Genomic DNA, 13,277 nt, shown 5'->3' on the forward strand with positions numbered 1-13,277 from the left:
CCTGCGTATTCAGCGTCTTGGGACTCACTGGTGAGAGAAGTGATCGATGCCTTCCGAGCACGCTGACAACACCCCCGGGGAGACGGCCGGGGAGGCCGCGGAGACCGACGCCCTCGCACTGAAGATATTGGTCGCCGGAGGCTTCGGGGTCGGGAAGACGACGCTGGTCGGCGCGGTCAGCGAGATCCGGCCGCTGCGGACGGAGGAACTCCTCAGCGAGGCCGGACAGTCGGTCGATGACACCGACGGGGTCGATCACAAGACCACGACGACCGTCGCCATGGATTTTGGACGCATCACCATCCGGTCCGGTCTCTCGCTCTATCTGTTCGGCACGCCGGGACAGGACCGTTTCTGGTTCCTGTGGGACGAACTCTCCCAAGGGGCGCTCGGGGCCGTCGTCCTCGCCGACACCCGGCGCCTGGAGGACTGTTTCCCGGCCGTCGACTACTTCGAGCACCGCGGCATCCCCTTCGTCGTAGCGGTCAACTGCTTCACGGGCGCCCGCGCCTACGGCGAACGCGAAGTGTCCCGTGCCCTGGATCTCGACCTCGGCACGCCCGTCGTGCTGTGTGATGCGCGCGACCGGGACTCCGGCAAGGAAGTACTGATCCGCATGGTCGAATACGCTGGCCGGATGCACACTGCCCGGCTCCTCGACTCGGTGAGCTGACCCTCCCGGCGCACATCGGTTGCGCGTCAAGGGGCCAGGACCCAGCCACATGACCGAGGAGTGCTTGCCCGTACGTGACCAGTGCGCGAGGCTTACGCGAAACGTGGGGCACGGGGAACGCATGAGCGGGGAGGAGCGGGGAAATGGCGCTGGACAGGGAACTCGACTGGCTCCTTGACGATCTCACGAGCAGGGTCGAGCACATACGGCACGCGTTGGTGCTGTCGAACGACGGGCTGGTGACCGGAGCGAGCACAGGCCTGGCGCGTGAGGACGCGGAGCATCTCGCAGCGGTCTCGTCCGGGCTGCAGAGCCTCGCCCGCGGATCGGGACGCCACTTCCGCGCAGGGAGGGCCCGGCAGACCATGGTGGAATTCGACGAGGCACTGCTCTTTGTGACGGCCGCAGGGGACGGCAGCTGTCTGTGCGTGCTGAGTGCGGCCGAGGCCGACGTCGGTCAGGTCGCGTACGAGATGACGCTGCTCGTGAACAGAGTCGGAGAGCATCTCGGTGTTGCCGCGCGGCAGGCGGAAAGCGAAGGGAACAAGCGGACCTGACCCGGCCGTGGGAGTTATCCACAGGCCGGGCAAGCGATGACCTTCCGGGTTACGGTGCTCACAGAGAGTAAGTGAGTCTCGCGGGGGAGAGCATCATGACTGTTACCGAAGCTGTTTCTGTGTGTGCGGATACCGCAAGCATGATGGCTGTCGGCACAGCAGCCCAGGAACTTCAGCTGAAGCGTGGCGAGTTCGCCATCGCCGTACATGTGGGTCTGGTCCGCGTGCTGGTGCAGCAGGGCGGCGGAAGGCCGAGGGTCCGCAGGGAGGAGGTCGACCGGCTGCGGTCGCAGGACGGGTTCCCGGAGGCGCTGCGGGAGAGGGGGCACACCGTCGGGACGGCGGAAGGCGCCCAAGTGCTCGGGATCAGTCCGGACCGCTTCACCAAGCTGGCCCGTGCGGGATGCCTCACGCCGATCACGTTCTATCTCAACCGGTACCGGGCGGTGGTCTGGCTCTATCTCGCCCAGGAGCTTGCGGAGTTCGCCGCCAGGGAGCCTCAGCTCCTGGTGGGGAACAGCCCGGCCTGGGTGCGTAGCCGGTTGGAGGGAGGTGCCGACTTCCGTGCGCGCAACTGGCGCTCGCGCCACATCGAACGGCTGCTGAGCCTCACGGAGGACCCCTGGGCCCGCGCGGCCGTGCTCGCGGGCACGCTGGACCCGGTGCAGTTGGCAGAGGTGGTCGACGATCCGTACGAGCGCGCCTACCTCGCCAGGATCCGGCCCGAACCGGTCTTCGGGCCAACGGGGTCGCCTTCTGCGAGGGAGGCCATGGGGTGCCTGATGCAGGCCGACGAACCGGACGAGATGCTGTTGCGGCGGGTCGGCCTGATCACGGAGCTGGACAACGCCAGGGAGGCCCGCCCGGCTCCGCGTCCGGGCGACGATTGGCGCCACGGCCCCGGCCCCGGGCTCGGGCTCGAGAGGGGGCAGGAAGCTGAGCCCGAACCCGCCGCTGAGCCAGAACCTGCCTCGGTCTCCGAACCCGTCCAGGTCTTCAACCCCGACCCGGCATTCGGTCCCGTCCCGGCGTCCGAGCCCGCACCAACCTTCGTTCCTGTACGCGATTGCGATCCGGTACGTGTTCCGGCGCCCGATCCCGCACCTGCGCCGACAGCGGCTCCAGAATCCGCACTTGGGCTGCTTGCCCGGCTCGGTCTGCGCAGGCGCGCATCCCGCCCTCCTTGCCGGTAAACAACTCGCGCAGGGAGAATGGAACCGGCATCCTGGCCCACATGCTGATCAGGGAAGCCACTGCCCAGGACTGGCCCGCCATCTGGCCGTTCTTCCGCGAAATCGTCGCCGCCGGCGAGACCTTCACCTACCCGCTCGATCTCGGTGAGGACGACGCCCGCTCCTGGTGGCTCCTCGAGTCACCGAACCGCACAGTCGTCGCAGTCGACGACGACGGGACCGTGCTCGGCACGGCAAAGATGAACAACAACCACATGGGCAACGGCGCGCACATCGCCAGCGCCAGTTACATGGTCGACCCCAAGTGTTCCGGACAGGGTGTGGGCCGGGCCCTGTGCGTGCACACGCTGGAATGGGCTCGCTCATCGGGGTTCCGCGCCATGCAGTTCAACGCCGTGGTGGAGACGAACATCTACGCTGTCCGGCTCTACCGCTCGCTCGGCTTCGAAATCCTGGGAACCCTGCCCGAAGGGTTCAACCATCCGAAACAGGGATTCGTCGGACTGCACATCATGTTCCGCCCTCTGTGATGGCTGACAGCCTCCTTGGCCGTCATGTCCCGAGCGGTGGTGATGTGGTGTCAGTTGTGACTTCGCAGGCTTCGTGGGGCGGGTGCGCGCGCAGTTATCGGGGGCAGTACTGTGCGCCCCACCCGCCATTCGGGCGCTGAAATCATGCGGAGGAAGAATTCATGACCATACCCAGGAGATCGTTGCGTGCGGCGGGGACACTCGCGGCCGCAACGGCGGTCGGCCTGACCGGCACGGTCCTCTCCGCCGGCCCGGCCGCAGCCCACACTCCCACCTGGGCCGTGACCTGCACCGAGGTGAGCCTTGACCTGACTGCCTACAACGGCAACGTCACCAACCAGGTGACCGTGACCGTCGGCGGCAAGGACCTCCTGCCCACCGAGACTTTCGGCAGGGAGATCCACAAGAAGCTCGAGCTGCCCAAGCACGACAAGGAACTGACGGTTCACCTCGTCGTCAAGGCCGGCGACAGCGACAACTTCTCGCGCGACGAGACCAAGCTGGCACCGGTGTGCGAGGGCACCACCCCGTCGCCCGCGCCGCCCGAGGCCACGCCGACGCAGGCGCCCTCCCCGGAGGCACCCGTCGGGAGCGCCACGCCCAGCGAGGCGGCTTCGGAGTCCGCCCCTGCCGCGGCCTCTCCGAGCCCCAGCTCGCCGGACTTGGCCGAGACGGGTTCCTCGTCCGCCACTCCGATCATCGGTGGAGCGGCTGTGGCCGTCCTGCTGGCCGGTGGCGGCATCATGTGGTCCGTGCGCAAGCGTCGTACCGCACAGCAGTGACGTAGACCGGTGGTCCTGGCGCAGGACCGCATCAGGACCGCAAGGCGAGGGGTGTGTCGTCCCGCGCGTGGGACGACACACCCTTCTGCGCTTTCGTCACACCTGCTCCTGCTCCTGCTCCGCGGGCGGCAGCGGGGGAGTGGAGGTGGGCGGCGCCGACGGACCGATCTCGCACCAGACGGCCTTTCCTTCGCCGCGAGGCTCGATGCCCCAACGGGCGGCGACGGCATCCAGGAGCAGCAGGCCTCGACCCGATGTCGCGGTCTCGCCAGGGCTGCGACGTCTCGGCCACACGCTTGAACGGTCCTGAACCGACAGCCGGACCCGCCGGACGGGCTCCGGCAGCACCTCCAGAGTGAGTACCGCGCCACCTTCCGTGTGCAGAAGTACATTCACCAGCAATTCCCCGGTCACCAGCTCGGCATCGTCGGCGAATTCGGCCATGTCCCAGTCGGCCAGGGCCTGGCGCACGATGGTGCGGGCGTCGGACAGCCCCTCCGGGTCCGCCTGGTGGATGTACTGGTGCAACCGCGGAGCCCGAGGCGACCCAGGGTCCGGGCTGCGCCGCAGCACCAGCAGGGCGACATCGTCCCCCGAACCCCAACGTTCCCACAGCCGGTCCGACAGATGATCGGCCAGCGCCTGAGCGCCCGCGGGCCCCGCGCTGACCTCGCTGATCAGAGCCTGCACGCCCGTGTCGACATCGACCCCCGGCTCTTCCACGAGTCCATCGGTGTACAGGACAAGGGTTTCGCCCGGCACCAGGTCGAGACGGGTCTCCGGAAACTCCTCGTCCTCGAAGTCGGTCGAAATGCCCAGGGGCAGACCGCCCCGCACCTGTGGGCTGCTGACCCGGCCGTCCATGTGCCGGATCAGCGGTCCGAAGTGGCCGGCGCGCACCACACGCACGGTCCCCGAGGCGAGATCGACCTGGGCGTACGTACACGTCGCGAAGCGTTCCGTGTCCAGCTCGGCGAGGAAGCGCGAGGCCCGGGCCAGCACCGTCGACGGATGGTGTCCCTCGCCGGCGTAGGCGCGAAGGGCGATACGCAACTGGCCCATGATGGCGGCGGCATGCGTGTCATGGCCCTGCACGTCACCCACGACGATACCGAAGCGGTTCATCGGCAGCGCGATCACGTCGTACCAGTCACCGCCGACCTGGCGTCCGCTCCAGGCCGCGTGATAGCGCACGGCTATCTCGCCACCCTCGATCTCCTGGACCCGCCGCGGCAGCATGGCCGACTGGAGGCCGGTGGCGAATTCGCGCTCCTCGTCGAAGAGCTTCGCCCGCTGCAGAGACTGGGCCACGATGGCAGCCAGCCCCAGACACAGATTGCGCTCATCAGCGTTGAAAGTCGTGTTTTCGTGGTAGAAGAGCGCCAGGGTGCCGAGGGAACGCGCCTGGGCGACGAGCGGCAGATAGGCGGCCGCGCGGAATTCCAGCCGCCCCGCGTAGGGAGTCAGCACGGGATAGCGGTGGATGAGTCCCGGGACCGAGGTCAGGAACCGGGGGCGGCCGCTGAGAATTGCGTCGGCCAGGGGGTACCTCCGGTCCAGACCCGTGGATCCGAGCTCGTCGATCGCCTCCAGTGGGTCGCCGCTCAGGGCGATGACGTTCAGTGTGGCGTTCTCGACCAGACCGAGTGCGAGACCGTCCGCGCCGAGCCGGTCCAGCCCGCCCGGTCCGGTGAGCGCGGCGGTCACATCATCCACGGTCACCGCATGTGACAACGCGCTCGTCGTGCGTTCAACAATGCTGGTCTGGCGCTGTCGCCGCTTTTCCAGGTCCCGCACGAAGGCCGAATGGGTTACCTCCGCCGTCGCGTCCCGTACCACTCCGACGACTCGATGCGCCCGGCCGTCATCGCTGCGCAGTATCCGCGCCTGGACATGGGTCCACTGGTCCCTGCCGTCGTCGAGCGGTACCCGGAAGTGAACGCTGTACGAACTGCGCCCACCCCTGATCGCCTCGTCGATCGCCGCATTGAGTCTGGTCCGCTCCGAAGGATCGAGCCGTTCCACCAGGGACTCGGGCCGTGAGTCGAAGGCCAGTGGGTCCAGCCCGAAGGCCAGCAGGCCCGCTTCGTCGATGTCGAGCGAGTGGGCATCCATGTCCCACTCGAAACTACCCGTCCGATTCATGGCAAGCCGCTGCGCCGTCGCGGTCTCGCCGTTGTGCGTCTTCTCGATCAGGAGGCGGGGCGGGACGGATGTGGTCGGTTGCCGGTCGTAATCGGTCATTCCTGCTCCGGACGTCTTCCGGCGGGGCAGCCGGGCGGCACGGCCCGTACGAGGTGTCTCAATTGTCGAACTGGTTCCGGCAGGCTGCCACAGCGGACACCTGGCAAAAACCGGGCTGAGGGCCGTTCCGGGCGGCCTCCGCACCCCTGCTGCCCGAGCCCGGGACCCGCCCCGCAGAATGGCAGCGGAAGATCGTCCGCGATCGGCGGGCGATACGGCACAGGGGCTGACCGGAGCGGATTCATGAACTACGACGATCCCGTCCTGCTGCACACCGAAGGACGCATCCGGCACATCACGCTCAACCGCCCGCGCGCGCTCAACGCGCTGAACCACGCCATGGTGGCGCGCATCGACGGAGCACTCGCCGAAGCCGAGCTCGACGACACCGTCACCGCGGTCCTGATCACCGGGGCGGGGGAGCGCGGCCTCTGCGCCGGCGGCGACATCCGCTCGATCCATGAGGACGCCCGCGTGGGCGGCGGCACATCGATGGAGTTCTGGCGTGACGAGTACCGGCTCAACGCCCGTATCGCCCGATTCCCCAAGCCGTATGTCGCGATCATGGACGGCATCGTGATGGGCGGCGGCGTCGGTGTCTCGGCCCACGGCGACGTCCGGATCGTCACCGAACGCTCGCGCATCGCCATGCCCGAGACCGGCATCGGCTTCGTCCCCGATGTGGGCGGGACACACCTGCTCGGTGCCGCGCCCGGCGAGCTCGGCACCCATCTGGCGCTCACCGCGGATGCGGTCGGCGCGGGTGATGCGCTGCTCTGCGGGCTCGCCGACCACTTCGTACCGTCGCAGCGCCTCGCCGAGCTCACCAGGGCCTTCGCCGCCTGCGGTACGGCTGCCGAGATCGAGGTGACGGTGCGGCGGTTCGCCTCGCCCGCGCCGGGCGGTGAACTGGTGGCGCACCGCGAGTGGATCGATTCGTGCTACCGGGCCGACTCCGTCGAGGAGATCCTCGATCGCCTCGACAACAGCGGTGTCCCCGCCGCCAAGCAGGCTGCCGAGACGATCCTGGCCAAGTCGCCCACCGCGCTCAAGGTGACACTCTCCGCGCTGCGCAGGGCGCGCACGCTCGACAGCCTGGAGGCGGTGCTCGACCAGGAGTACCGGACTTCGTGCACCGCCTTCACCAGGCCCGACCTGGTGGAAGGCGTGCGTGCCCAGATCATTGACAAGGACCGCAATCCCCGGTGGCGCCCGGCGGATCTGGCCGAGGTCTCCGAGGCCGACGTGGCGCTCTTCTTCGCCACGCTGGGCGACCGAGAGCTCGGCCTGGACTCCGACTCCCGGACGACGGACTGATCTGACGAATACGGACTGAGGCAGGCCGGGGCGGACGGAGACGGAACTGAGACGGACCGGGACCGTGGAGGCCGGTCACGGTGCGGAACGGGATGCCGAGCAGGTCTGCCGCGGCCTTGAGGTCCTTGGCACGGTGGCCGGTGCAGAGAGTCCAGTGATGGCCGATGCCGGTCGAGGACCAGGCGTCGGTCCACTCGCCGGGGTCGAGGCCGAAGTCGACGCGGGAGGTGGTGTTGCCGATCTCCAGCAGGGGACCCGGGACGACTTCGCCCTCGGAGGCGATGAACGCAAAGGTGCCGTCCGCCTCCTGACCGATACCGAACGTGGTGACCGGACCGTGTTTGACGTCGAACTCCACGCTGACGCCCCACCCGTGTTTGCCGTGGTACACGCCCAGCCCGCGCAGCAGCGGATCCTTGGCACTGATCGCGAGGTGGGCGGGGCCGTCGTGGCCCATCTCGACGACCCGGTCGCGGAAGTTGAGGGCCTGGAGCTCGGTGAAGGAGCCGCCGGCGCCGATGGTGTCGGCGATCAGCATGGCGAGGCTGGTGCGCAGCTCGTACTCACCGGCCATAGGGACGCCTCGGGCGGTCAGCAGCGATGCCCCGAGGATCATGCCCGCGCCGAGCCGCTCGTGGATCTCGCCCTCGAGTCCGCGGTGGTAGTAGGCGAGGCTGTCGAGCTCGAAGTCCTCGACGAGCCGGTCGAGTCCGACCGACACCCGGGCGGCCCAGGCGAGATCGTCCTCGTCGACGGAGTCGTCGAGGGTGAAGACCGTACGCGCGAGCGCAACGCGTTCGGCGGCCTCCTCGTCCGTCACGGCGGCGACCCGGACCCGCAGGTCGTCGAATTCGAGGACTTCGACGTGTCCGCCGAACTGGGTGGAGACCAGCGTGATGTCGGTGGAGACATCGAGCATCCCGGGGTAGAGGTGGCCCATCAGCCCGTGACGGCCGTGGCGCATCGCGCCGCGCACCTGCGCGGCCGAGATCCAGCGGCGGATCCGGTTCCAGGCGTTCTCGTCGTGCAGATAGCCGGAGACGGAGCGGAAGGGGATTCCACTTCGCCGGAACACATTGGCTACCTCCGGCAGCGGGCACTGTCCGCAGTACGCCAGCCACTTGCCCGTGTCGGTGTTCGGGTGGTCCATCGCCTCGGTCGGCTGGAGGTCGATGACCAATACCGGAGTGTGGGTGCGCTGGGCGATCGGCAGGACCATCGAGGCCGTGAGATACGTCGGCAGGAACATCACGACGATATCGCAGTCGGCCCTGCGCAGCTGTTCCGCCGCCCTGGCGGCCTCCTGCGGGTCGGAGATGAAGCCGGCGTCGGCGACCTCGCAGCTCATTTCCTCGAACCGCCCGGTCACGAAGCGCGCCGATTCCTGCAGCTGGTCGAGGAGGCCGGGGAACTGCGGCCAGTACGCACCGAGTCCACCCGAGACCAGACCGACACGGGTACGACGACGCGTGGTGCGGGCGAGCACGCCGTCGAGCGCGGCGGGAGATACATCAGTCATGATTTTCCTTCCTCCGTCATCCATCGAGTGCCCGGGCTTCCACGGAGAAAGGCCCGGGCTCCCGGTCGAGGTGTCCAGGACTCAGGCCGGCTCCAGCCTTGCGGCAGCCCGGTCCCAGGCCCGTTGATCTCCCTGAGGGGCGTAGTGGCGCAATTCCTGCGTCTGCGCGACGAGTCGTCGCATGTCCATGAGGTCGCCGACCAGACCATGTGCGCGTGCCTGCAGCAGTACGTTCCCGAGCGCGGTCGCTTCGGCGGGACCGGCCGTGACCGGGAGGCCGGTGGCATCCGCGGTCCACTGGCACAACAGCTCGTTGCGTGAACCCCCGCCGACGAGATGGATCCGGGTCAGCTCCCGCCCCGCGAGACCGGCGGCCTGCCCCAGCGTCCTGCGATGCGCCAGCGCCAGGCTCTCCAGCACACACCGCACATACCCGCCGGGAGTGCCGGGCGGTTTCTGTCCGGTTCGTACGAGATGGGCGTCGATGCGCGACGGCATGTCACCCGGAGCGAGGAACGTCTCGTCGTCGGGGTCGATCAACGCGGCGAACGGCCGGGCACGGGCCGCCTCTGCGAGCAGTTCGGCCAGGCCCGGAGCCGTACCCTGCCGGTCCCAGGCACGGCGGCACTCCTCCAGCAGCCACATGCCCATGATGTTGCGGAGATAGCGGATGGTGCCGTCCACCCCCCGCTCGTTGGTGAAGTTTGCCGCCCGGGACTCCTCCGTCAGCACTGGGGCCGCCAGTTCCAGACCTGCCAACGACCAGGTGCCACAGGACACATACGCGAATCCGGGCTCGGTCGCGGGCACCGAGGCGACCGCCGACGCCGTGTCGTGCGAAGCGACGGTCGTCACCGGTGTACCTGCCGGCAGCCCGGTGTACTCGGCAACATGCGGCAACAGTGTCCCCGCCGGGTCACCCGGCTCACGCAGTGGCGGAAACCGGGAACGCTCCAGACCCAGTCGGCCGATCAGCGCATCGGACCAGGTCCCGGCAGATGCATCGAACAGGCCGGTCGTCGACGCGTTGGTGATTTCCGCGCCCACCGTTCCGGTCAGCCAGTGCACCAGCAGATCGGGGATCAACAGCATCGTCCGTGCCGCACCCCAGTGGGCGCTCGCATGATGCGCGGCGAGCTGGAACACCGTATTGAACGGCAGATGCTGCAAGCCGCTGACGGAGTACAGTTCCTGCGCCCCGCATTCGGCCAGCACTTGTTCGACTGCCTGGCCGTTACGGCTGTCGCGGTAGTGGAACGGCAGCCCGAGCAGTGCTCCGTCGGCATCGAGAAGGCCGTAGTCGACCGCCCAGGTATCGATGCCGACCGAGGCGATCGGACCGCTGCGCGCAGCGGTCCGCAGACCGTCCAGCATCCTTTGGTACAGGGCGAGCACGTCCCACCGCAGCCCGTCCGGCAGCCGGACCGGGGTATTGGGGAAGCGATGCGCCTCGGTCAGCACGAGCTGCCCTGGACCGGCCCGACCGGTGATCACCCGGCCGCTGGTGGCACCGAGGTCCACGGCCGCGAAGACCGCGTCGCTTAGTGACGTCGCAGACATGGGACTCTCATCCGGGTCATCGCAGGAACGCCGCCGCCACACCGGCGTCGACGGGAATGTGAAGACCGGTCGTGTGCGTGAGGTCCCCGCCGGTCAGTGCGAAGACGGCGTTCGCGACGTGCTCCGGGAGCACCTCGCGCTTGAGGAGGGTCCGCTGGGCGTAGAACTCGCCGAGCTTCTCCTCCTCGATGCCGTACGTCGCCGCACGCTGGGCACCCCAGCCGGCCGCGAAGATCCCCGAACCGCGCACCACACCGTCGGGGTTGATGCCGTTCACCCGGATCCGGTGCTCGCCCAACTCGGCCGCCAGCAGCCGCACCTGGTGAGCCTGATCGGCCTTGGTCGCCGAGTAGGCGATGTTGTTCGGGCCCGCGAACACCGCGTTCTTCGACGCGATGTAGACGATGTCGCCGCCGAGGTTCTGCGCCCGCATCACCCTGGCGGCCTCACGCGAGACCAGGAACGAGCCGCGCGCCATGATGTCGTGCTGACGATCCCAGTCCCGGGCCGTGGTTTCGAGCAGCGGCTTCGAGATCGAGATCCCGGCATTGTTCACGACGAGATCCACACCGCCGAACGCGAGCACCGCCGCCTTGAGCGCCCCGGCGATCTGCTCCTCACTGGTCACGTCGACCGTCACCGCGACAGCCTTGTCGGGCCCGCCGAGCTCCTGCGCCACCGAGGAGGCGTTTTCCGCATTGAGGTCCGCGGCGACGACACACGCCCCCTCCGCGACCAGCCGGTGCGCGATGGCCTTGCCGATACCGGACCCCGCACCCGTGACCAGCGCCACCCGGGTGGCCAGTGGCTTGGGCTTCGGCATCCGGCGCAGCTTGGCCTCCTCCAGCTCCCAGTACTCGATCCGGAACTTCTCGGACTCCTCGATCGGCGCGTATGAGGAGACGGCCTCGGCGCCGCGCATCACATTGATGGCATTGAGGTAGAACTCCCCGGCGACCCGGGCAGTCTGCTTGTCCTTGCCGAAGGAGAACATGCCGACTCCGGGCACCAGCACGATTGCCGGGTCCGCGCCGCGCATCGCGGGGGAGTCGGGGCTTGCGTGACGCTCGTAGTAGGCGCGATACGCCTCCCGGTATTCCCTGTGCAGTTCCTTCAGGCGTGTCGCAGCCTCGTCCAGCGGGGAGTCCGCGGGCAGGTCGAGGACCAGTGGGCTGACCTTCGTACGGAGGAAATGGTCGGGGCACGAGGTACCGAGCGAGGCGAGCCGCGGGTGTTCGGTGCGGGAGAGGAAGTCCAGCACGGGCTCCGTGTCGGTGAAGTGGCCCACCAGCGGACGGTCGGTTGACGCCAGACCGCGGATCAGCGGGGCGAGCGCGGCGGCTCGCTCCCGGCGCCGCTCCTCGGAGAGCGCCTCCCGGCCGGCCCACACGGGGCCGAACGGCTCCGCCTTGCCCTGCTCCTGAAAGAATGCCTCAGCGGTGCGGATCATCCATAGCGCGTGGTGCTCGCACTCCTCGGACGTCTCGCCCCAGGCCGTGATGCCATGGCCGCCGAGAATCACACCGACGGCCTGTGGGTTGGCCTCCTTGACCGCGGCGATGTCCAGACCGAGTTGGAACCCGGGCCTGCGCCAGCCCACCCAGGCCACCCTGTCGCCGAAACACTCCGCCGTGAGTTTCTCACCGTCGGCGGAGCACGCCAGCGCGATCCCCGAGTCCGGATGCAGATGATCGACATGCGCGGCCTCGACCAGTGCGTGCATCGCCGTGTCGATGGACGGAGCGGCGCCGCCCTTGCCGTGCAGGCAGTAGTCGAACGCCGACACCATCTCGTCCTCGCGCTTTATCCCCGGATACACGTTCTTGAGCGCGCGCACCCGGTCCAGGCGCAGCACGGCGAGACCGGCCTCGGTCAGCGTGCCGAGATCACCACCGGACCCCTTGACCCACAGCAGCTCGGTCTCGCCGCCGGTGACCGGGTCGGTGGCGGTGGCCTTGACCGATGTATTGCCACCTGCGTAGTTGGTGTTGCGGGCGTCGGAGCCGATCCGGTGGGCACGCTCCAGGAGCGCGGCGACTTCGCTGTGGGTCGCGGGTCCGTCGAGAAATTACTGGTGCATGTCGGGTCAATCGTCTGTTGTCGTTGCGTGTATGACGTAGCGGGCGAGTTCGCTGGGGTCGATAAGACGGACCGGGAGCGGGTCGCTGTGGTGGCCGTGTCGCTGTAGCAGGGGGCGGGTCTGCTGGAGGAGGGTGCGCATCTGGTTCTCGCCGACGCGGAAGAGGTGGGCGATCAGCGAGGCGGGCAGCCCGCGCTGGTCCAGGACGGAGGCCCAGATGATGTTTTCGACCGCGAGTTTGCGGTGGCGGGGTCGCTGGCCCGGTGCGAGTTGGTCGATCAACTCACGAACTCTGCTGACGAGTTGGTCGAGGGCTTGCCGGGTGAGACCGGTCAGCACCGGGTGGGTGGCCAGCGCCGCGTCGAAGGTGTGGGCCTGGCGGGGATGGGCTCGGCGCCCTTGCGGCTGCAGCGGCACGGCCGGGACGCCGGGCTGCGGCGGAATGGTGTAGTTTCACTCGCCGTGGAAGTCGTCGGGGTCGATACGCAGCGCCGCAAGGTGCTGGGCGTCAATCTCGATACCGGTGGGATAGGCGCCCTCGTCCAGGCGGGCGCTGACACGCAGGCCGGTCGTGGTCGTGGTGGAGGCGATCAGGTTGAGAGCGACTTCGTAGCTGGTCAGCGGGCGGGCGCGCCAGTTTATGGAGATGAAGGAGAACAGGCGATGTTCGACCTTGTTCCATTTCGATGTGCCTGGGGGCAGGTGGCACACGCTGATCTCCAGACCTGTCTCGGTGGCCAGGGCGGCGAGGTTGGCCTTCCAGGCGCGGGCGCGGGAGCTGTTCGAGCCCCCGCCGTCCGCGGTGATCAGGAGTCTGTGTGC

10 protein-coding genes and 2 pseudogenes are annotated in these 13,277 nt (G+C 68.4%); 6 read left to right on the forward strand and 6 right to left on the reverse strand.

Annotation, left to right across the window (positions count from 1 at the left end):
• Nucleotides 1–46 precede the first annotated feature (46 nt).
• The 5 genes from ACZ7IB_RS35735 (at nt 47) to ACZ7IB_RS35755 (ending at nt 3,735) form a co-directional block, all read left to right on the forward strand.
• Entirely contained in the window at nt 47–673 is a 627-nt protein-coding gene (locus ACZ7IB_RS35735) for a GTP-binding protein (protein ID WP_470918396.1), read from the forward strand.
• Between the two features lie 143 nt (nt 674–816).
• The gene (locus ACZ7IB_RS35740; protein ID WP_470918398.1) at nt 817–1,230 is read left to right on the forward strand and encodes a roadblock/LC7 domain-containing protein; all 414 of its coding nucleotides are present in this window, start codon (nt 817–819) and stop codon (nt 1,228–1,230) included.
• Nucleotides 1,231–1,370: 140 nt separating this feature from the next.
• On the forward strand, nt 1,371–2,423 hold the full coding sequence (locus ACZ7IB_RS35745; protein ID WP_470918400.1) for a DUF6397 family protein: 1,053 nt from the start codon (nt 1,371–1,373) through the stop codon (nt 2,421–2,423).
• A 41-nt stretch (nt 2,424–2,464) separates the two neighbouring features.
• The gene (locus tag ACZ7IB_RS35750; protein WP_470918401.1) at nt 2,465–2,953 is read left to right on the forward strand and encodes a GNAT family N-acetyltransferase; all 489 of its coding nucleotides are present in this window, start codon (nt 2,465–2,467) and stop codon (nt 2,951–2,953) included.
• Nucleotides 2,954–3,114: 161 nt separating this feature from the next.
• A complete protein-coding gene (locus ACZ7IB_RS35755; protein WP_470918403.1) occupies nt 3,115–3,735 on the forward strand; it encodes an LAETG motif-containing sortase-dependent surface protein in 621 nt (206 codons plus the stop codon).
• Between the two features lie 96 nt (nt 3,736–3,831).
• Here the strand turns inward: ACZ7IB_RS35755 and ACZ7IB_RS35760 are convergent, their stop codons facing one another.
• Nucleotides 3,832–5,979 carry a SpoIIE family protein phosphatase gene (locus ACZ7IB_RS35760; RefSeq protein ID WP_470918404.1) on the reverse strand — a complete coding sequence of 716 codons (2,148 nt, stop codon included), beginning with the start codon at nt 5,977–5,979 and terminating at the stop codon, nt 3,832–3,834.
• 243 nt (nt 5,980–6,222) lie between these two features.
• Between ACZ7IB_RS35760 and ACZ7IB_RS35765 the strand changes: the two genes are divergently transcribed.
• The gene (locus ACZ7IB_RS35765) at nt 6,223–7,296 is read left to right on the forward strand and encodes an enoyl-CoA hydratase/isomerase family protein (RefSeq protein ID WP_470918406.1); all 1,074 of its coding nucleotides are present in this window, start codon (nt 6,223–6,225) and stop codon (nt 7,294–7,296) included.
• A 76-nt stretch (nt 7,297–7,372) separates the two neighbouring features.
• On the opposite strand, the pseudogene ACZ7IB_RS35770 reads toward ACZ7IB_RS35765, so the two are convergent.
• The 5 genes and pseudogenes from ACZ7IB_RS35770 to ACZ7IB_RS35790 form a co-directional block, all read right to left on the reverse strand.
• A pseudogene (locus ACZ7IB_RS35770) lies at nt 7,373–8,815 on the reverse strand (arabinose isomerase); the annotation flags it as partial.
• Nucleotides 8,816–8,896: 81 nt separating this feature from the next.
• Nucleotides 8,897–10,375, reverse strand: a complete 1,479-nt coding sequence (locus ACZ7IB_RS35775; protein ID WP_470918408.1) for a rhamnulokinase — start codon at nt 10,373–10,375, stop codon at nt 8,897–8,899.
• A 16-nt stretch (nt 10,376–10,391) separates the two neighbouring features.
• A pseudogene (locus tag ACZ7IB_RS35780) lies at nt 10,392–12,428 on the reverse strand (bifunctional aldolase/short-chain dehydrogenase); the annotation flags it as partial.
• Between the two features lie 33 nt (nt 12,429–12,461).
• Nucleotides 12,462–12,872: a hypothetical protein gene (locus ACZ7IB_RS35785; protein ID WP_470918409.1), complete on the reverse strand. Its 411-nt coding sequence runs from the start codon at nt 12,870–12,872 to the stop codon at nt 12,462–12,464.
• A 36-nt stretch (nt 12,873–12,908) separates the two neighbouring features.
• On the reverse strand, nt 12,909–13,277 hold a 369-nt coding region (locus ACZ7IB_RS35790; RefSeq protein ID WP_470918411.1), incomplete at its 5' end, for an ISAzo13-like element transposase-related protein.

The sequence above is a fragment of the Streptomyces sp. NPDC037301 genome, from assembly GCF_055602785.1.